15 protein-coding genes and 2 pseudogenes are annotated in these 18402 nt (G+C 70.0%); 2 read left to right on the top strand and 15 right to left on the bottom strand.

Annotation, left to right across the window (positions count from 1 at the left end; all coding sequences use genetic code 11):
* The 3 genes and pseudogenes from L632_RS24530 to wrbA all read right to left on the bottom strand — a co-directional run.
* Positions 1-389 (bottom strand): annotated as a pseudogene (locus L632_RS24530) (electron transfer flavoprotein subunit alpha/FixB family protein); the annotation flags it as partial.
* Between the two features lie 73 nt (positions 390-462).
* Positions 463-864: pseudogene (locus L632_RS24525) on the bottom strand (MFS transporter); the annotation flags it as partial.
* An 89-nt stretch (positions 865-953) separates the two neighbouring features.
* A complete protein-coding gene (wrbA, locus tag L632_RS0120535) occupies positions 954-1580 on the bottom strand; it encodes an NAD(P)H:quinone oxidoreductase (RefSeq protein ID WP_028714654.1) in 627 nt (208 codons plus the stop codon).
* A gap of 96 nt (positions 1581-1676) precedes the next feature.
* On the opposite strand from wrbA, the gene L632_RS0120530 reads away from it, so the two are divergent.
* A complete protein-coding gene (locus L632_RS0120530; RefSeq protein ID WP_028717496.1) occupies positions 1677-2588 on the top strand; it encodes a LysR family transcriptional regulator in 912 nt (303 codons plus the stop codon).
* 190 nt (positions 2589-2778) lie between these two features.
* Here the strand turns inward: L632_RS0120530 and L632_RS0120525 are convergent, their stop codons facing one another.
* The 5 genes from L632_RS0120525 to L632_RS0120505 form a co-directional block, all read right to left on the bottom strand.
* Positions 2779-3516, bottom strand: coding sequence for a calcium-binding protein (locus tag L632_RS0120525; protein WP_028717495.1), 738 nt, complete (start codon positions 3514-3516; stop codon positions 2779-2781).
* Positions 3517-3611: 95 nt separating this feature from the next.
* On the bottom strand, positions 3612-4775 hold the full coding sequence (locus L632_RS0120520; RefSeq protein WP_028714679.1) for a glycerate kinase: 1164 nt from the start codon (positions 4773-4775) through the stop codon (positions 3612-3614).
* A 135-nt stretch (positions 4776-4910) separates the two neighbouring features.
* Positions 4911-6593: an SLC13 family permease gene (locus tag L632_RS23280; protein ID WP_051416400.1), complete on the bottom strand. Its 1683-nt coding sequence runs from the start codon at positions 6591-6593 to the stop codon at positions 4911-4913.
* Positions 6594-6642: 49 nt separating this feature from the next.
* Positions 6643-7326 carry an anti-sigma factor gene (locus L632_RS0120510; protein ID WP_028714680.1) on the bottom strand — a complete coding sequence of 228 codons (684 nt, stop codon included), beginning with the start codon at positions 7324-7326 and terminating at the stop codon, positions 6643-6645.
* Positions 7327-7370: 44 nt separating this feature from the next.
* The gene (locus L632_RS0120505) at positions 7371-7862 is read right to left on the bottom strand and encodes an RNA polymerase sigma factor (RefSeq protein WP_028714681.1); all 492 of its coding nucleotides are present in this window, start codon (positions 7860-7862) and stop codon (positions 7371-7373) included.
* A gap of 100 nt (positions 7863-7962) precedes the next feature.
* Here L632_RS0120505 and L632_RS25140 point away from each other — a divergent pair, with 100 nt between their 5' ends.
* Positions 7963-9243: a S8 family serine peptidase gene (locus tag L632_RS25140; protein WP_084648163.1), complete on the top strand. Its 1281-nt coding sequence runs from the start codon at positions 7963-7965 to the stop codon at positions 9241-9243.
* Between the two features lie 301 nt (positions 9244-9544).
* On the opposite strand, the gene L632_RS0120495 is transcribed toward L632_RS25140, so the two are convergent.
* The 7 genes from L632_RS0120495 to acs form a co-directional block, all read right to left on the bottom strand.
* Positions 9545-11518, bottom strand: a complete 1974-nt coding sequence (locus L632_RS0120495) for a 3'-5' exonuclease (protein WP_028717494.1) — start codon at positions 11516-11518, stop codon at positions 9545-9547.
* Positions 11512-11883, bottom strand: coding sequence for a response regulator transcription factor (locus L632_RS0120490; protein ID WP_028714684.1), 372 nt, complete (start codon positions 11881-11883; stop codon positions 11512-11514). The genes L632_RS0120495 and L632_RS0120490 overlap by 7 nt, the downstream gene beginning before the upstream one ends.
* Positions 11883-12380, bottom strand: coding sequence for a hypothetical protein (locus L632_RS0120485; RefSeq protein ID WP_028717493.1), 498 nt, complete (start codon positions 12378-12380; stop codon positions 11883-11885). Before L632_RS0120485 ends, L632_RS0120490 begins: the two co-directional genes overlap by 1 nt.
* A gap of 7 nt (positions 12381-12387) precedes the next feature.
* Complete coding sequence (locus tag L632_RS0120480; RefSeq protein WP_028717492.1) at positions 12388-14199, bottom strand: DUF294 nucleotidyltransferase-like domain-containing protein; 1812 nt, start codon at positions 14197-14199, stop codon at positions 12388-12390.
* A 56-nt stretch (positions 14200-14255) separates the two neighbouring features.
* Positions 14256-16067 carry a sodium:solute symporter family protein gene (locus tag L632_RS0120475; RefSeq protein ID WP_028717491.1) on the bottom strand — a complete coding sequence of 604 codons (1812 nt, stop codon included), beginning with the start codon at positions 16065-16067 and terminating at the stop codon, positions 14256-14258.
* A 10-nt stretch (positions 16068-16077) separates the two neighbouring features.
* Positions 16078-16335, bottom strand: a complete 258-nt coding sequence (locus L632_RS0120470; RefSeq protein ID WP_028714688.1) for a DUF4212 domain-containing protein — start codon at positions 16333-16335, stop codon at positions 16078-16080.
* A gap of 108 nt (positions 16336-16443) precedes the next feature.
* Positions 16444-18399, bottom strand: coding sequence for an acetate--CoA ligase (gene acs, locus L632_RS0120465; RefSeq protein ID WP_028717134.1), 1956 nt, complete (start codon positions 18397-18399; stop codon positions 16444-16446).
* Positions 18400-18402 lie beyond the last annotated feature (3 nt).

The following is an 18402-nucleotide window of genomic DNA, read 5'->3' as shown; positions in this document are numbered from 1 at the left end:
CGCTTGGCCGAGGTCAGCTCGGGACGGTCGCTCTCGGCCACCTCATCGGCGACCCAGGCCGACAGGCCGGGATCGGCGGCAGCGGCGGTCTCGGCCACGCTGGCCGAACCGCCCTCGCCGGCCGCGTCGAAGCTGGCGGTGCGGATGGTGAAGACCTTCTTCGCGTCCCGCGACTTCACCACCTGGATGGCGTTGCCGGCATAGATCGGCCGCTCGAAGGTCTCGGCATCGAGGATGGCCGAGACGTCCGACAGCACCATCACGTCGAGAAGCGCCGCAACCCGCGGCATGACGTTCTTGGCATCGGTGGTCGCCGGCGCGGCGATGTGGTCGTAATCGCCGGCCAGGCCGACGATCAGCGCCGCGGTCGGTTCGGCCAAGGCCCTGCCACAACCAGCGCCTGCGTTGGCCGTCCGGCGGCAGCACGCACGGGACCGCGATCCCGACTGCCAGCGCCAGCCCGGCACCTGCCCACCAGATGCCGCGCCAGCCGTCGAAAAGCGGGCCGGCAAGCATCGCGATGGCCATGCCGGCGGGCATGAAGCAACTCCACAGCGCAAAGACAAGGTCGCGGCGCGACCGCTGGGCCACATGCTCCAGGATGGACGGCGCGGCGACGGTTATCAGCAGAAAGCCCGCCCCCTCGACGATGCGCGAGACCAGAAGCGAGGCGAACCCGCCGGCGGACGCGCCAAGCGCCGATCCGGCCGCCGTCGCCAGCAGGCCGAGGGCAAGGATGCGCCGCCCGCCGATGACGGCGACCAGCGCGCCGGCCGGAATGCCGCCGACCAGCCCGAGAAGCGCGAAAACCCCGGTCAGCCAGCCGATGGCGGACAGGCCCAGCCCCAGATCGGCCTGCAGCATCGGCGCGGCGATGGCCGCCTTGCCGACCTGCAGGGCGGCGGCGATCCCGGCCGCCACGATCAGCGCGACGGCACCCCAGCGCGTCGGCATCACGCCGCATCGCGCTTGCGTCCCGCGACCAGCGCCGCGGCGATTTCCGCCACATGCCGCCCCTGGAAGCGCGCCCCGTCCAGCTCGTTCGCGCTTGGCTGGCGGTCGCCGCCATCGCCGTCATCGGCCAGCGTCGAGGCGCCATAGGGCGAGCCGCCGGTGATCTCGTCCATGCGCATCTGGCCCTTGAAACTGTAGGGCAGGCCGACCACGATCATGCCCAGATGCAGCAGCACCGTATGGGTGGACTGGATCGTCGTCTCCTGCCCGCCATGCTGGCTGCCGGTCGAGGTGAAGACGCTGCCGACCTTGCCGACCAGCCGGTCCTCGGCCCACAGCCCGCCGGCCTGGTCCAGGAAATTCTTCATCTGCGAGGCCATGTTGCCGAAGCGGGTCGGCGTGCCGATGATGATCGCGTCGTAATCGGCCAGCTCGCCCACCGTCGCGACGGGCGCGCGCTGATCCTGCTTGTAGCCCGCCCTTTCCGCGACGGCCTCGGGCACCAGTTCCGGCACGCGCCGGACCGCGACCCTCGTCCCCGCCTCGCGCGCGCCCTGGGCGACCGCAGCGGCCATGGTTTCGACATGCCCATAGGACGAATAATAAAGCACCAGCACATCGGTCATCGGTTTCTCTCCTGTTCCTGTCGCGTCCAGGATAGGGGTGACGGATGACCGGCAGGAGTGATATAATTCCGATGGTTTCGATCATCTGAAGCGATCATGCTGGACGCCCTGACCCTCGACCAGATCCGCACCTTCGTCGCGGTCGCCGACAAAGGCAGCTTTCGCGCCGGCGCGGGCAGCCTGTCGCGGGCGCAATCCGGCGTCAGCGCAAGCGTGGCCAATCTGGAGGCCCAGCTGGGCGTGCAGCTGTTCGACCGCTCAGGCCACCGCCCGGTCCTGACGGCCGAGGGCAGGACGCTGCTTGCCGATGCGCGCGACATCCTGCTGCGCGTCGACGCGATGCGCGCCAGGGCGCGGGGCTTCGGCGAGGGCGTCGAGCTGGAACTGTCCATCACCGCCGACACGCTGTTTCCGATCCCGCTGGTCGGCGCGGCGCTGGCCGAGATGCGCAGGGCCTATCCTTCGGTGGCGGTCAGGCTTGCCATCCAGCCGCTTGGCGGACCGTTGCAGGCGCTGACCGAAAGGCGCTGCACGCTTGCCATCATGGTCGGCGAGGATTTCCGCGACCCCCGCATCAGCTTCAGGGCCCTGTCGCCCGTCTCGCAGGTGGCGGTGGTGGCGGCCGGCCATCCTCTGGCCGCCGGGCGCGGGATCGGCATCCCGGATCTGGCCGACCATGTCCAGATCGTGCTGTCCGATCCCTCGCCCTTGTCGGAGGGGCGGGATTTCGGCGTGCTGTCGCCCCAATCCTGCCCGGTCAACACCCAGGGCGCCAAGCATGCGCTGATCCTGTCGGGCGTCGGCTGGGGCAGGCTGCCGTCCTGGCTGGTCGCGGATGACCTGAGATCCGGCAGGCTGGTCCGGCTGGATACGGCCGCGCTTGGCCGCAACGCCCAGGTCACGTCCCAAAGCTATCTCGCCCATCGCTTCGACGAGCCCTTCGGCCCCGCCGCAAGCACATTCGCCGCGGGGCTGATGCGGCTTTGCGAAAGCGATGCAGCAGGCTGAACAAGGACCTGCTGCCGGTTCCATCACGCCCCTGCTGCGGCACCCCGGACGGAGTCGCGGCAAGGCGGCGGGCTTCAGCCGCAACAGGCGGCGATCACGATCCGGGCGACGAGAATGGCGGCCGGCCGGGACGGCGGCTTTGCAGCCCGGGGCCGGCGCTGCCACGCCGGCCCCGGCGATCTTCCGGCTTCTACCAGTCGAAATCGTCGCTGCGAAGCTGGTTGAGGCGCGTGTCCTCGATCACCAGCCGGTCGGCGCCCGCCGTGATGACGACATTGTTGCCGACCTGGCTGGCGGCGGCGCGGATATCGGCCCAGCTGTCGAAGCGGCCATAGAAGGACAGGTCGATCACGTCGTCGTCATGGTCGAAATCGGTGATCCGGTCGCGCCCGCCGTTCCAGATGAAGACATCCGCGCCTTCCCCGCCGGTCATCGTGTCGTTGCCCCGGCCGCCGTTCAGGGTGTCGTTGCCCTCGCCCGCGATGATGCGGTCGTGGCCTGCCTCGCCGAACAGGCGGTCGTCGCCCTCGCCGCCGCGGATCAGGTCGTTGCCGCCCCCGGCGCGGATGGTGTCGTTGCCCTCGCCGCCGGCGATGGTGTCGCGCCCCCCGCCGCTGACCGAGCGGTCATTGCCCGAGCCGAGCGAGATCGTGTTGTTGCCGCCCCCGGCTTGCACGACATCATTGCCCTCGCCCGCCGTGATCCAGTCGTTGCCGCCCAGCGCCGTGATCACGTCATTGCCCGAGCCGCCGAGGATGCGGTTGTGGCCCGCGCCGGCGTCGATGCGGTCATTGCCCTCTCCGCCGTCCAGCGTGTCGTTGCCCGCGCGGCCCAAGAGCAGGTCATCGCCCGAGAAGCCCCAGATCTGGTCGGCGAACTGGGTGCCGACCAGGCGGTTGTCGTCGTCATTGCCACGAATTCTGGCCATGGTTTCTCTCCGTCACTTGGTTTGGACCGGCATGATCGAACCGTGATCCGCGCCCGGCTGCCGGTTCCTCCGGGGTGCGCGGAATGGGTCGTGCCTCAGGCACGGGCGGCAAGCCGCTGGCCGACCAGCAGCATCCGCATGGTGTTCTCGGCGGCGTTGCGCAGCAGTTTCGCGCCCTCGCCGATGGCCTTTTCCAGCGAGCAGGGCCGCCGCATGATCGAGGCATAGGCGCCGATCCCGTGCTCATAGGTCTGGCGTGCCCCCTTGCCGATGGTGCCCGCCAGCGCGACGGTCGGAATGCCGATCGCCTCGGCGCGGCGGGCGACCTCGCAGGGGACCTTGCCGAAGGGACTTTGCGCGTCCAGCGCACCCTCGGCGGTGATGACCAGATCGGCGCGGCCCAGCAGCCGGTCGAAATCCAGGTAATCCAGCATGACCTGGAAACGCGGATGCAGCACCGCGCCGGCAAAGGCCACCAGCCCGGCGCCAAGCCCGCCCGAGGCCCCGGCGCCCTGCATCGGCGCCACGTCTCGGCCCGTGGCCGCCATGATCGCCTTGGCATAGCGGGCCATGCCGCGGTCGAGCTGCTCGACCTGCTCGGGGGTCGCGCCCTTTTGCGGGCCGAAGACGCGAGCCACGCCGCGCGGTCCCAGCAGCATGTTGTGCCAGTTCACCGCCGCGTCGATCCGGACTCCGGCCAGCCTCGGGTCCAGCCCCGAGACGTCGATCTGCGCCAGATGCTCCAGCGCGCCGCCGCCCTCGGGCAATTCGCGCCCCTCGCCGTCCAGCAGCCGGGCGCCAAGCGCGCGCGCCATGCCCGCACCGCCATCGTTGACGCCGCTGTCGCCGCAGCCGATCAGGATGCGGTCCACGCCGTGGTCCAGCGCCTTCAGGATCAGCTCGCCCACGCCGCGGCTGGTGGTCAGGGTCGGGTCGCGCCGGTCGCGCGGCACCAGCGACAGCCCGGCAGCGGCGGCCATCTCGATCACGGCGGTGCGCGGCCCGTCGCCGCCCATCAGCCCCCAGAAACTGTCCACGGATTGGCCCACCGGGCCGGTCACGCCGGCCTGCATCAGCCGCCCGCCGGTCGCGGCGACCAGCGCCTCGGTGGTGCCCTCGCCGCCATCCACCATAGGCGCGGTCAGGATGGTCGCATGGGGGGCGGCGCGGCGGACGCCCCGCGCGATGGCCTCGGCCACATCCTGGACCGAAAGCGATTCCTTGAAGCCCGAAGGCGCGATCAGGACGGTGAGAGACATTTTCATATCCTTTCCGGTTGTCTGAAGGGGTTACGCCCGCGCCCCCTGCCTTATTCCCGGCAGGGGCGAAAAATTCCGCCCAGGCGCTGAAAAAAGGCGGCCCCGGGGCCGCCCTTTCATCGCATTTGCAGCGCATTACCGGATGACGAACCGGATGCCCGCGGGCCGCAGGACGCGGTTCAACGCCCGCAAACCGGGCTCGGGGCGCGACTGGCGGACCTTGGGCGAGGATTTTTGCGAGGTGGCTTGGACCAGCCGCTGGGGTCGGGGCAAGGGCCGCGCTGCCTCGACCACCGGGGCGGCAGGGGGCGGCAAGGCCACGGCGGGCGCGACCAGCATGGCGGCAGAGATGGTCGGAAGGGCTGGAACGGGCGACGCTTGCGCATCGTCCCGCATCTGCGCCAATTGCGCGGGCCAGACCAGCAGGGCAAAGCCGACCAGCAGCGCCGTCACGACCGGCGCCAGCGGCAGCGCCAGCCGGATCAGGTCGCGCTGGCAGAAGCCCGCTTCCTCGGCCTGGCCGAAGATCGCCACCGGCTTGGCCGAAGCCATCATGCTTTGGCAAAAGCCCGTGCCCATCACCGCGACCATGACCATCAGCGCCGGGTCGTGCCCCATCGCCGCCAGCGGCAGGGCCACCGCCGGGATCAGCACCGCAGCCCGGGCCGAGCGCGAGGCGATCGCCAGATGCGCCAGCACCGCCACCGCCGACAGCAGCACCACCACGGCGGGCAGGCTGCTCGACAGGCCGGGCGGCAAGGCCGCCAGCGCCTGTCCCGCCAGCCAGCGGTCGGCGCCGGTCGCGACCATCGCCTCGGCCATCAGGACCGTCGCGGTCATGTAGAGCAAAAGCTCGGTATCGACAGCGCGGAAGATCTCCTTGGGCTTGCGGCTGGTAAAGGGTGGGGTCAGCAGCACCAGCGCCCCGATCAGCGCGACCAGAGCCATGCCGATCCCGTGCAGCCCGGCCGTCAGCCACAGGCCCACGACCAGCGCCAACACCAGCGCGATGCGGCGCTGGCGGGCGCGGGTGGCCGGGTCGGGCACCGGCGCCACGATGCGGGGCAACGGCGCCAGCAGCGCCTCGCGCGGGACGAACAGGCCCAGGATCAGGCCCGCGCCGGCAAGGCTGGCCAACAGCGAAAACGGCAGGCCGAGCATCGCCCATTCCACATAGCCAAGATGGATGCCGGTCGCGCCCCGGATCGCCTGCGCCGCCAAGAGATGCGCCCCCGCCCCGATCAGCGAGGCCCCGGCCGACAGCAGGATCACCGTCGGGAACAGCAGGGCAAGCGGGCGGCGCAGGCGCGGATCGGGCAAGGCCGCCGCGATGGCGGCAAATACCGGCAGCAGCAGCGCCGCCCGCCCCGAGGTCGAAGGCAGCACGAAGGCCGTGCCGGCGATGGCCAGCGTCAGCCACAGGAAGAAGGGCACGACCCGCATCCCCCGCGCCAGCAGCGGCGCGACCAGCCGTTGCGTCAGCCCCGCCTCTTTCGCGACGGCGGCGATGACGAAGGCCGACAGCAGCAGCCAGATCAACTCGCTGCCCAGGGCCGCGAAAAGCTGCGCCTCGGACAGCACGCCGCCAAGGACCAGCGCCAGCACGGCAGCCAGCGCCACCAGCGATTCCGGCAGACGCGTGCCGACCCAGCCAAGGATCGCGAGGCCCGAGACGGCCAGGGCAACCCGGCCCTCGGCCGAGAGCGTCTGGGGCAGGCCGGCCAGCAGCGGGATGGCAGCGGCCAGGACGGCGACGGCAAGGTGGCGCCGGCTTGGCTGCGGCAGGGCGGCAAGCGGGGACAGGCTGCGGGCGGTCATGGCGTTCTCCTGTGCATTTCCATGACAGGATTACGACAGCCCCGGCGGGTTATTCCCGCAGCATCGCTGCTTCTTCCTCGGGCGTCAGCGGATCGGCGGCGCCGATGGCGGCCAGCGCCGCGTCCATGGACCCCTCGCCCGAGGCCGGGCGATAGTCCGCGCCGCCTTGCTGCGCGGTCGCGGCAAAGCGTTCGTGCCAGCCATCGCCTTCGCGGCAGGCCAGCACGATACGCAGCGCCTCGTCCCGCGCGGTCTCGTATTCGCGGCAAAGCCTGCCGTCCGAGGCGCGGAAGGACGCGATCATGGCCAGTTCGCCGCCCTCCTCCAGCGGCTGGACCTGGCCCGAGGGCAGGCTTTCCAGCGCCGCCAGTTCCGCCGCGCCGATCCCCGGCGCGGGGGCATCCGTCCATTGCCACCAGCCAAGCCCCAGCGCGACGACGGCGGCCGAGGCCGCCGCGGCCAGCCAGGGCCTGCGGTTGAGATTGGCGGGACGCGGCGCGTCCGGCACCGGATGGGGCGCGGGGGCGGCGGCGGCGCGGATCATCGCGGCCAGCGGGTCCTCGCCGGCGGCATCCTTGCGCAAGCCCCCCAGCAGGCGCCGCGTCTCCTCAAAGCGATGCAGGCGGGCCTGCAGGTCGGGATCGCCCGCGACGACACGCCGGATCTCATCCGCGCGGGCGGGGTCCAGCTCGCCATCGGCCAGTGCCATCAGGGTTTCGTCGTCGATCTGCATCGCCCCATCCTTGTCGCGGTCCTGCCCCGAATACGCACCCGGCGTCATCTTATTCCCAATCTTTCCGAAAGGGCCAGCCGCGCGCGCGACAGGCGGCTCATCACCGTGCCCATGGGGATGTCCAGGATCCGCGCCGTCTCGGCATAGCTCATCTCCTCGACGCAGACGAGGTGCAGGATCTCGCGCTGGTCGGGGGGCAGGTCGGCCATCGCCGCCTCGACGCTTTGCAGCATCAGCCGCGCTTCCAGCCCCGGTCCGGGGTCGGTCGGCAGGACCTCGGGGATCTCGTGGATGTCGATCTTGGTGCCTTCCCGGCGTTGGCGGCGGGTCTGGTCGATGAAGGCGTTGCGCATGATGCGGAACAGCCAGGGCTCCAGCCGCTGCGCCCGGTCGAAGCTGGCCGCGTTGGCGATGGCGCGCTCGACCGTTTGCTGCACCAGGTCGTCGGCTTGGTCGCCGCGCCGGGTCAGCGACAGGGCATAGCGCCGCAGGTTGGGCAGCAATGCGATCATGGCCTCGGCGAAGCCTGCGTCCATTCACCCTCTCCACGGCGTCGGAAAATTGACCAGAGCAGGGAATAATGGAATCTGCAATGCGTAGAAAGTCCCGAAGCCGTCTCATAGCAAGGTGATGCCGATGCGCGTGCCGATAGTGTTGCTGACCCTGATCCTGGCCGTCCTGCTGGCCGACATGCGCCCGCAGGCGACCGGCTGGGGGATATCCGCCGCATGGGCGGATGACGACGATGACGACGATGACGATGATGACGACGACGACGACGACGACGACGACGCGCCGGTCCGACGACGCGCGCCACGGGTCCAGCCCGCGCCCCTGCCCACCCGCGCCCCGAACGAGGTCATTGCGCGCGGACTGTCCGAAGCCGACCTGACCGTGCTGGAGGATATGGGCTTTCGCGTGCTGCGAGAGGTCACGCTGGCCGCCGACCGGCCGCTGCACCGGCTGCGCAAGCCCGACGCGATGACGATGGACGCGGCGCGCGAGACGGTGCGCCGGATGGGCTCGGCCGAGGCGGCGGATTTCAACCATTTCTACCGCCCCGGCAACGCCGCCGCGTCCTCGTGCCGCGGTGCGGATTGTCCGGCGCGGCAGATGATCGCCTGGCCCCAGGATACGGCCGGATGCGGCGGGCCGGTGCGCATCGGCATGGTCGATACCGGGCTGAACGCGGATCATGCCGTGCTGAAGGACGCGCGCATCCGGGTCCACCGGCTGGATCCAGGCGACGGGCTGGCCGCCTCGGACGCGCTGCACGGCACTGCCATCGCGGCACTGCTGGTCGGGCGGGCGGACAGCCGCACGCCCGGCCTGGTGCCAGGGGCCGAACTCGTCGCCGTCGATGCCTTCCACAAGCGAGGCGGGGACGAACGCGCCGACGCCTTCGCCCTGATCGAGGCGCTGGATTATCTGGCGGCGCAGGACGTGGACATCGTGAACCTGTCGCTGGCCGGCCCCCGGAACACCGCCCTGGGCCAGCAGATCCGCCGCATGGACCGGCAGGGCATCGTGCTTGTCGCGGCGGCGGGCAATGGCGGCCCGGCGGCCAAGCCGGCTTTCCCGGCGGCCTTCGCGCCCGTGATCGCCGTGACTGCCGTGGACCGCCGCGAACAGGTCTATCGCCGTGCAAACCGGGGCGAGCATATCGACCTGGCGGCCCCGGGGGTGAATGTCTGGACCGCGGCCTCGATCAGCGGCGCGCGGACGAAGACCGGCACCTCCTATGCGACGCCTTTCGTGACCGCCGCAGCAGCGTTGATCCTGCAAGCCCGGCCCGGCCTGACCCCGGCCGAGGTGCGGGCGCAATTACAGGAAACCGCGCGCGACCTGGGCAAGGCCGGCCCCGACGAGATCTTCGGCCACGGCCTTGTCCAACCCGTGGCCGAATGCCGGAACTGAACGCGACGGCCGCCGGGAAATCTTCCGGCAGTCGATTCCGGCAATCGACGGACCTCATCGCCATGCTGCTCTTGCCGGGCGGGGTGGCGGCCTTGCGGACCATGGCGCTCTTCGATCGGGGCCCTTCACCATGGCCCCGCAGGCGCCCGGCGGCGTCAGCGTGAAGGGCCCCGATCGAAGAGCGGCGAGAGCTTGCCTGACCCGGCGGTGCCGCATCGGAACGGGGGCGCCCGGCGCGTCCGTTCCGGCGACCGCGGCTGGCGGACATCCATCCCCCCATGGTCCGGGAGGGGCCGCACGGTCAGCCTGCTGACGGACCGGAGGCGGCGTCGCCCGCCGGCCTGTTCGCGTCGTCGATCAGGCGGCGGTGGCGGCGCGCCTCGGCCAGCACGTCCTCGAACCGGTCCAGCCCCTTGGCCTCCAGCGCCGCGATCAGCCGCAGATAGGCCTCGGCCGTGGCGCGGGCGTCGCCCATGGCGGTGTGGCGCGCCTCGGGCGGGATGACGATGCCCAGCCGCTCGGTCAGCGCATCCAGCGAATGCGGCGCCGACTGGCCCCAGAGCATCGCCGAAAGCAGCACCGTATCCAGCACCTGATTGTCGAAATGCGCCCCGGTCTCGGGCACCGCGCGGCGCAGGAAGCCCATGTCGAAGGGCGCATTATGGGCGACCAGCACCGTATCCTCGGCGAAATGGTGAAAGGCGGTGAGGGCTGCGACCATGTCGGGGGCGTCGGCCACCATCGCATCGGTGATGCCATGCACGGCGGTCGAGGCGGGCGGGATCGGCCGGCCGGGATGGACCAGCGTGTCGAAACGCTCGCCGGTCAGGCGGCCGCGGGCGATGCGCAGCCCGGCGATCTGCACGATGCGGTCGGTAGCGGGGTCAAGGCCGGTCGTCTCGGTGTCGAAGACGACGCAGGTCAGGTCGGCCAGGCGCGTCGAGGCCGCGCCCCGTCGCGACAGGGCGAAATCATAGGTCAGCCCGGTGCTGTCCGGCCGGCCCGGCGCGATGGGCAGCGGCAGGACCAGCCGCGCCTGACCGTCCCGCGCCTCGGCCCAGATGCCAGTGCCATGGGCGGCCAGGATCTCGTGCCCGGTCAGCTCGGGCTGGGCCGGGTCGGGCGGCTCGGCCAGCCAGGCCTCCAGCCGGTCCATGGGCAGCGGCGCCCCGGTCCAGAGCAGCAAGAGCCGCGCCTCGGACGCCTCGGCCCCGGCCTCGGTCTCGGCGGCAAGGCGGGGGGCCGCGCCCTGCTCGCGCAGGCGGCGGTCCAGATGGCGCAGCAGCCCGTTCACCCCGGCCGCGTCGGCCATCAGCACCAGCCGGGGCTGGTCGGGCGCCAGGTCCAGCCCGGCGGCCAGTTCGTTCAGCCCCGCCCCTCCGCGCGGGGCGTCGCCGCTCATCGCCTCGGTCAGTTCGCGCAGGACATTGGCAAGGCCCTGCCCCTCGCTCTGGATCGCCTGGGCCAGCGCGGGCGGGATCGGCCCCTCCAACGCACCCAGCATCGGGACCAGGGTCGCAGCGTGGCGGCGCAGAGTCTCCAGCAGGTCGCGCGGCGCGGGGTGCTGCGGCGGGCGGTCGTTCAGGATCAGCAGCGTGCCGCCATCGACCCGCCGCATGCGCCCCCAAAGCCGCTGCCCGGCCGAGGTCAGGCAGGTCAGGTCCGTCGCCGCCGCCCCCGCCGCCAGACGCGCCGCGCCGGCCTCCAACGCGCCGCCGGGCAGATGGCGCTCGATGGGGCGGTCCAGCGCGATGCCGGGCAGAAGATGCGCGGCAGAGGCGTTGTAGAACATCACCCGCCCGGCCGGATCGGTCATCACCGCGCCGGCGCCGATATCGGCAAGGATGGATTCCAGCGTCTCCTTCTCGCGTTGCAGGTCGGCGGCATGTTCGGCGACGGCATCGGCCAGCGCCTCGGCCGAACGCGCCCGCGCCTCGGCGGCGTCGCGCGCGGCGGGGCCCAGATCGGCAAGATAGCGGGCCTCCTCGATCTCGGGCGCCTGGCCGGTGCGCAAGCCGCCGGCCAGCAATTCGATCGGGCGGGCCAGGTTGCGGTCAAACAGGAACCAGATCCAGACGATCATCCCCAGCGCACCGAAGCCCGCGATCAGCGCCGCAAGCGCCAGCGCGTCCAGCATCGCCTGGACCGCGACGCCCCGGCCCGCAAGGCTTGCGCCCGCGACCCACAGCCCCGCCGCCAGGACCGCGAGGACGGCGCCCGCAAGCCCGGCAAAGATCAGCAGAATCCGGGCCCTCAGCGACAGCCGCCTCAGCATCGCCCGCCCAAGAGCCGCGCCAGTTCCGCGCGCAGCTCGGACAGCTCGAAGGGCTTGGCGATGAAGCCGTCCGCCCCCAGCGCCAGCCCCTTGCGCCGTTCCACCACCGAGCCGCGCGCGGTCATCAAAAGCACCCGCACGTCGTTCAGCGCCGGATCGGCGCGCACGTCCTGCACGATCTGGTAGCCCGAGACGTCGGGCAGCATCACGTCCAGCAGCACCAGATCGGGATGGCTGGCGCGGATCTCCTCGACCGCGCCGGCGCCGGTGGCCATGCGACGGTGCTGATGGCCGTCGCGCGACAGCAGGAAATCCAGGGCGGTGGCGATATTGTCCTCATCCTCGACCACAAGGATCCTTGCCATCAGCCTCCTCCCCCGCAGACGGCGGAATAGGCCGGATCCGAGGGGCCGGACGCAGACCATGCGCCGCGCGCCGGCCGGACCAGACCCTTCGCGCAATCGAATTCCTGCGGCACGACCAGCGTCGGGCCGCGCCGCTCGACCAGCGTGATCCCCGCCCGGCGGATGCCCTCGGCGGTCTCCGAGATGCCGGCCGGATCAAGGGCGGCAAAGCGGATCACCACCGGCGCCAGATAGGTCCAGGGCGCCCAGGGCTGGCTGTCGCGGCCCACCAGCAGGATCTGCGCATCCGCGGGCAGCCGGGCGACCGCACGGTCATACCAAGCGTAGTCGTTCCAGACCGCATAGGCCACCATCGCAAGGCCGATGCCCGCCGGCAGCAGCCAGCGCGCCGGCGTCCACCCCAGCTTGCGCAGCAGGTGCATCCCGGCATAAAGCAGCGCCGCCGCGCCCACGCCGACCGCGATCACGCCCAGCAGTTCGACCCCGATCCCGGTCATATACCCCTCATCCCAACATTCCCTTGCCGTGGCCTAGCGCCGATTGCATCCCCCGCACCACCACGAAGGCGTCGCGCAGGTGGCTGCGCTGAAAGTCGGGCAGCGCGGCGGGGGACAGGTGGTTGCCCGGCCGTTCGCCGGCGCGGATCTGCGCGGCCTGGTTTTCCAGCCGCGTGGTCTGGATCAGGTCATAGGCCGCGATCAGGTCGCGCGCGCCGCTGCCCGAGATGATGCCCGCCCCCTGCGCCTCGACCAGCCGGGCGCGGGTATTGACGGGCGTCAGCTGCCCCTGCAACGCATAGATGCGGGCCAGGTCGGACACCGGCACGACGCCGCTAAGCTTCATGTCGATCTGGTTGCGATGCTCGCCGGTGCGTGCGGTCGCGAAGCCGCCGATCAGCCCCAGCGGCGGGCGGTGCTTCAGCGCGTTCGAGATCATATGCGCCACGAAAATCGAGTTCTTCGCCGCCATCCGCAGCGTCTCGGCCTGCAGCCCGTCCAGCAGCGCCGCCTCGCCGCCGATGGCGCGCAGGTCGAACATGACCGAGGCGAGCATCTGCGCCTCGGGGCTGGGATGGGCGATCCAGTCGCGGAAATAGCCGCGCCAGACCCGACGCGGCTGGCGCCAGCGCGGCGTGACGGCCATCATCTCGCCGGGGCAATAGACATAGCCGCAGGCGTTCAGCCCGTCGCAGACAAAGCGTGCCAGTTCGGCGAACCAGGGATCGTCCGGGTCGCAATCGTCGCCGAGGATCAGGCAATTGTCCTGATCCGACACGCCGGTCTGTTCCTGCCGTCCCTGGCTGCCGCAGGCCGCCCACAGCCAGGGGCCGGGCGGCGGCCCCAGCCGCGCCTCGGCCATGACCAGCAGGCGCCGGGTCACCGCATCGGCGATATCGGTGATCATGCGGGTGACGGTTTCGTGCCGGTGATGGCCGTTGACCAGTTGCACCAGCAGTTCGGGGATGCGTGCGGTCGCCGCCGCCATGCCGCCGACATCCTCGGATTGCGCGATGTCGCGGATCAGCGCCGAGGCCGAGATCGCCTGCACCCGCGTCAGGTCGGTCTGGCTGACCATGCCGACGAAACGGCCCTTCTCGACCACCGGCAGATGGCCGATGCGGCGCTCCAGCATGATGTTCAGCACGTCATAGCCCAGCTCCGAGGGCGAAAGCGTGATCGGATCGGGCGTCATCACCTGCGCGACCGGCACGTTCAAGTCGCGCCCCTCGGCGACGATGCGGTTCGAGATGTCGCGGATGGTGACCAGCCCGACCAGCCGCTCCCCGTCCAGCACGCCGATGCTGCTGACGCGGGCGTCGCGCATGGCGCGCGCCGCCTCGATGGCGGGGGTTTCGGGCGTGCAGGCCAGCGGCGCCTGCCGCCCGATCAGGTCCCCGACCTTCAGCAGCCCCAGATCGCTCTCGCGGCCGCCGGGCAGGCCGCTGCGGTCGAAGAAGCGCGCCACCGCGCGATGGCTGCCGATCAGCCGCATCAGCTCGGCGCGGGGCAGCATCAGCACGGTCGCATCCTCGACGGCCGTCGCGGTGGTCACCGCCACCCCGTCGCGCAGCAGGCCCCTTTCGCCGAAGGAATTGCGCGCCACCAGTTCCGAAACGGAATCCCCGGCGGCATCCGAGACCCGGACCAGGCCGCTCTCGATCAGGTAAAGCCCCGCCAGCCGGTCGCCATGGCGATAGATCACGCTGCCGGCCGGATAGGTCCTGCGCCTGAACGACGCCGCAGCCCGCGCCAGCTCGTCCTGCGGCAGGCTGTCATAGGGATGAACCGAGGCGATGAATGCGGCGATGTCGTTCATGTCCTGCCCTGCCGATCGGCGGAAAGGCCGCGCCCCGCAGGGGGCGCGGCCGTTCGTCAGTGGGCCTGCGCCCCGCCGGCGCCGCGCGGGATGCGGATCGACTCGACCAGGTCGCGCACCTCGGCGGGCGGCTCCTTGGTGGCGCTGGACACCAGATAGGCCACCGCGAAGTTGATCACCGCACCGACCGTGCCGAACGAGGCCGGCGAGATGCCGAACAGCCAGGCATCCGCGGTATCCGGCAGCATGTTGGTCCCCGAGATGAAGAACCAGCCCTTGTAGGTGAAGATGTAGACCAGCGTCGCGATGACGCCGGCCAGCATCCCCGCGATCGCGCCTTCCTTGTTCATGCGCGCCGAGAAGATGCCCATCATCAGCACCGGGAAGATCGAGCTTGCCGCCAGGCCGAAGGCCAGCGCCACCGTCTGCGCGGCAAAGCCCGGCGGGTTCAGCCCCAGGATCGTCGCCACCAGGATCGAGACCGCCATCGAGACGCGGGCCGCGAACAGTTCGCCCTTCTCGCTGATGCCGGGGTTGATCGCGCCCTTGATCAGGTCGTGGCTTACCGCGCCCGAGATCGCCAGCAGCAGGCCCGCCGCGGTGGACAGCGCCGCCGCCAGGCCGCCGGCGGCGACGATGGCGATGACCCAGCCCGGCAGGTTGGCGATTTCCGGGTTGGCCAGAACCATGATGTCGTTGTTCACCGTGGTCAGCTCGTTGCCCTGCAGGCCCTGCTCGGCGATCACCGCGGCCAGCTGTTCGTTCGCCGCCCCGGCCTCGTTGTAGTACTGGATCAGGCCGTCGCCGTTCTTGTCCTCCCAGTTCAGCAGGCCCGTCACCTGCCAGTTGCGCATCCAGTGCAGATCCTCGCGGTTCTGGATGTCCTCCAGCGACACGGCGGGCTGGCTGAAGGTCTGGCCCGTCTCGGCGCCCGGCCACATGGTCGCGGTCAGGTTGAAGCGCGCCATCGCACCCACCGCCGGCGCGACGGTATAGAGCAGCGCGATGAAGACCAGCGCCCAGCCCGCCGACTTGCGCGCATCGGCCACCTTCGGCACGGTGAAGAAGCGGATGATGACATGCGGCAGGCCCGCGGTGCCGATCATCAGCGCCATGGTGAACAGCACCATGTCCAGCGTCGACTGGTGATGCCCGGTATAGGAGCGGAAGCCCAGATCGGTGACCACCTGGTCCAGCGTCGCCAGGAACTTGGTGTCCGATGCGTTCAGCGTGCCGAACAGCCCGGTCTGCGGCAGCACATGGCCGGTCAGCTGCAGCGCGATGAACACCGCCGGGATGGTATAGGCGATGATCAGCACGATGTATTGCGCCACCTGCGTATAGGTGATGCCCTTCATCCCGCCCAGCACGGCATAGACGAAGACCAGCGCCGCGCCGATCCACAGCCCGGTCGAGCTGGACACCTCAAGGTAGCGCGAGAAGGTCACGCCGACGCCGGTCATCTGGCCGATCACATAGGTGATCGAGATGATCAGCAGGCAGATCACGCCGATGATCCGCGCCGTGCCGGAATAGAAGCGGTCGCCGATGAATTCCGGCACCGTGAACTTGCCGAACTTGCGCAGATAGGGCGCCAGCAGCATCGCCAGCAGCACATAGCCGCCGGTCCAGCCCATCAGATAGGTCGAGTTGTCATAGCCGGTAAAGGCGATGAGGCCCGCCATCGAGATGAACGAGGCCGCCGACATCCAGTCGGCCGCCGTGGCCATGCCGTTCATGACCGGGCTGACGCCGCGGTTGGCGGCATAGAATTCGGCCGTGGAGCCGGCGCGGGCCCAGATCGCGATGCCGATGTAAAGCGCGAAGGACGCGCCGATGACAAGAAGGTTGAGGGTGAACTGGCTCATCGGATGCTCCTCACTCGTCCACGCCGTGTTCGGCATCAAGCCTGTTCATGCGCCAGGCGTAGAAGAAGATCAGCACGATGAAGACCAGGATCGAGCCTTGCTGCGCGAACCAGAACCCCAGGTCGGTTCCCCCCACCGAGATGCCGGCCACCAACGGCCGCAGGATGATCCCGAAACCATAGGAGACCAGGGCCCAGATGATCATGCACAGCCAGATCAGCCTCAGGTTGGCCTGCCAATAGGCGTTTGACGATTGTCTGTCACTCATGTCCTTGAATCCTCCCTTTTTCAGACATGTCGTTCCGTCTTTTCCGGCGTGGTTGCGCCCCTCCGTTCCCCCGGCGGAAAAGGGCCGGGGGCATCTTCCGTGCCCGGTTCAGTGCCGGTTCATTCTGTTTTCGATGAGTTCGTCGACGACGGCGGGGTCTGCGAGGGTGGAGATGTCGCCGAGGGCGGCGAAATCGTCCTCGGCGATCTTGCGCAGGATGCGGCGCATGATCTTGCCCGAACGCGTCTTCGGAAGACCCGGCGCCCATTGGATCAGGTCCGGCTTGGCGATCGGCCCGATCTCGGTGCGCACCCATTTCTCCAGGTCGGCGCGCAGCTCGTCGCTGGGCTCCACCCCGTTCATCAGCGTCACATAGGCATAGATGCCCTGGCCCTTCAGCGGATGCGGATAGCCCACAACCGCCGCCTCGGCCACCTTCTCATGCGCCACCAGCGCCGATTCCACCTCGGCCGTGCCCATCCGGTGGCCCGAGACGTTGATCACGTCGTCCACCCGCCCGGTGATCCAGTAATAGCCGTCCTCGTCCCGCCGGCAGCCGTCGCCGGTGAAGTAATAGCCCGGATATTGCTGGAAATAGGTCTCCATGAAACGCTGGTGGTCGCCCCAGACCGTGCGCATCTGACCAGGCCAGCTGTCGGCGATGCACAGCACCCCCTCGGCCGGGTCGCCCTCCTGCACCGCCCCGCTCGCGGCATCCAGAACCACCGGCCGGACCCCGAAGAAGGGCAGCGTCGCCGAACCCGGCTTGGTCTCGATGGCGCCCGGCAGCGAGGTGATCATGTGGCCCCCCGTCTCGGTCTGCCACCAGGTGTCCACGATCGGGCAGCGCCCCTTGCCGACATGCCGGTCGTACCAGACCCAGGCCTCGGGGTTGATCGGCTCGCCCACCGTGCCCAGCACCCGCAGGCTGGACAGGTCGTATTTCTCGACCCATTCCGGCCCCTGCCCCATCAGCGCCCGGATCGCGGTCGGCGCGGTGTAGAACTGGTTGACCTTGTGCTTCTCGCAGACCGCCCAGAAGCGGCCGGCATCGGGCCAGGTCGGCACCCCCTCGAACATCAGCGTCGTGGCACCGTTGGCCAGCGGGCCGTAGACGATGTAGCTGTGCCCGGTCACCCAGCCCACGTCCGCCGTGCACCAGAACACGTCGCCGTCGCGATAGTCGAAGACGTATCGATGCGTGATCGCCGCGAACAGCAGGTAGCCGCCGGTGGAATGCACCACCCCCTTGGGCTTGCCGGTCGAGCCCGAGGTGTAAAGGATGAACAGCGGATCCTCGGCCCCCATCGGCCGCGGCGGGCAGTCGGGGCTGACCTCCTCCATCAGCTTCAGCACGTCCACGTCGCGCCCCTCGATCCAGGTGGTCTGGTCGCCGGTATGCTTGACCACCAGGCAGCGCACCCGGTCCGAGCAATGCAGAAGCGCCGCGTCGGTGTTCGACTTCAGCGCCGTCTTGCGGCCGCCGCGCGGCGCGGTGTCGGCGGTGATCACCAGCTTGGCGCCGCTGTCGTTGATGCGGTTGGCCAGCGCGTCGGGCGAGAAGCCGGCGAAGACGATGGAATGGATGGCGCCGATGCGCGCGCAGGCCAGCATGGCATAGGCCGCCTCGGGGATCATCGGCAGGTAGATCACCACCCGGTCGCCGCGCATCACCCCCTGCGACAAGAGCACGTTGGCGAAGCGGTTCACCTTGTCGGACAGCTCGGCATAGGTGATGTGGCGCGCCGGCCGGGCCGGGTCGTCCGGCTCGAAGATGATCGCGGTCTGGTTCGCCCGCTCGGGCAGGTGGCGGTCGACGCAGTTCACCGAGGCGTTCAGCACCCCGTCCTCGAACCATTTGATCGAGACCCGGCCCATGGTGAAATCCGTGTCCTTCACCCTGGAATAGGGCTCGATCCAGTCGAGCCGCAGCCCCTCGCGCCCCCAGAACCCCTCGGGATCCGAGAGCGATTCGGCATAGAGCCGCGCATAATCCCCAGGCCCCGCATGCGCAGCAGCAAAGCCAGACGGAACAGGATGTTTCTCAAGCGATTCAATGGACATGGC

Origin of the sequence: Paracoccus sp. J39 (assembly GCF_000518925.1) — a bacterium.
Lineage (GTDB): Bacteria > Pseudomonadota > Alphaproteobacteria > Rhodobacterales > Rhodobacteraceae > Paracoccus.
This window is presented reverse-complemented; position numbering and strand designations above follow the sequence as displayed.

Excerpts from the sequence above, each read along its gene's own strand:
- L632_RS0120475 (WP_028717491.1), bottom strand. The coding sequence starts at position 16,067 with ATGAGCCAGTTCACCCTCAACCTTCTTGTCATCGGCGCGTCCTTCGCG.
- L632_RS0120520 (WP_028714679.1), bottom strand. The coding sequence starts at position 4,775 with ATGTCTCTCACCGTCCTGATCGCGCCTTCGGGCTTCAAGGAATCGCTT.
- L632_RS25140 (WP_084648163.1), top strand. The coding sequence starts at position 7,963 with ATGCGCGTGCCGATAGTGTTGCTGACCCTGATCCTGGCCGTCCTGCTG.
- L632_RS0120525 (WP_028717495.1), bottom strand. The coding sequence starts at position 3,516 with ATGGCCAGAATTCGTGGCAATGACGACGACAACCGCCTGGTCGGCACC.
- L632_RS0120490 (WP_028714684.1), bottom strand. The coding sequence starts at position 11,883 with ATGGCAAGGATCCTTGTGGTCGAGGATGAGGACAATATCGCCACCGCC.
- wrbA (WP_028714654.1), bottom strand. The coding sequence starts at position 1,580 with ATGACCGATGTGCTGGTGCTTTATTATTCGTCCTATGGGCATGTCGAA.
- L632_RS0120530 (WP_028717496.1), top strand. The coding sequence starts at position 1,677 with ATGCTGGACGCCCTGACCCTCGACCAGATCCGCACCTTCGTCGCGGTC.
- L632_RS23280 (WP_051416400.1), bottom strand. The coding sequence starts at position 6,593 with ATGACCGCCCGCAGCCTGTCCCCGCTTGCCGCCCTGCCGCAGCCAAGC.
- L632_RS0120470 (WP_028714688.1), bottom strand. The coding sequence starts at position 16,335 with ATGAGTGACAGACAATCGTCAAACGCCTATTGGCAGGCCAACCTGAGG.
- L632_RS0120485 (WP_028717493.1), bottom strand. The coding sequence starts at position 12,380 with ATGACCGGGATCGGGGTCGAACTGCTGGGCGTGATCGCGGTCGGCGTG.
- L632_RS0120480 (WP_028717492.1), bottom strand. The coding sequence starts at position 14,199 with ATGAACGACATCGCCGCATTCATCGCCTCGGTTCATCCCTATGACAGC.
- L632_RS0120495 (WP_028717494.1), bottom strand. The coding sequence starts at position 11,518 with ATGCTGAGGCGGCTGTCGCTGAGGGCCCGGATTCTGCTGATCTTTGCC.
- L632_RS0120505 (WP_028714681.1), bottom strand. The coding sequence starts at position 7,862 with ATGGACGCAGGCTTCGCCGAGGCCATGATCGCATTGCTGCCCAACCTG.
- acs (WP_028717134.1), bottom strand. The coding sequence starts at position 18,399 with ATGTCCATTGAATCGCTTGAGAAACATCCTGTTCCGTCTGGCTTTGCT.
- L632_RS0120510 (WP_028714680.1), bottom strand. The coding sequence starts at position 7,326 with ATGCAGATCGACGACGAAACCCTGATGGCACTGGCCGATGGCGAGCTG.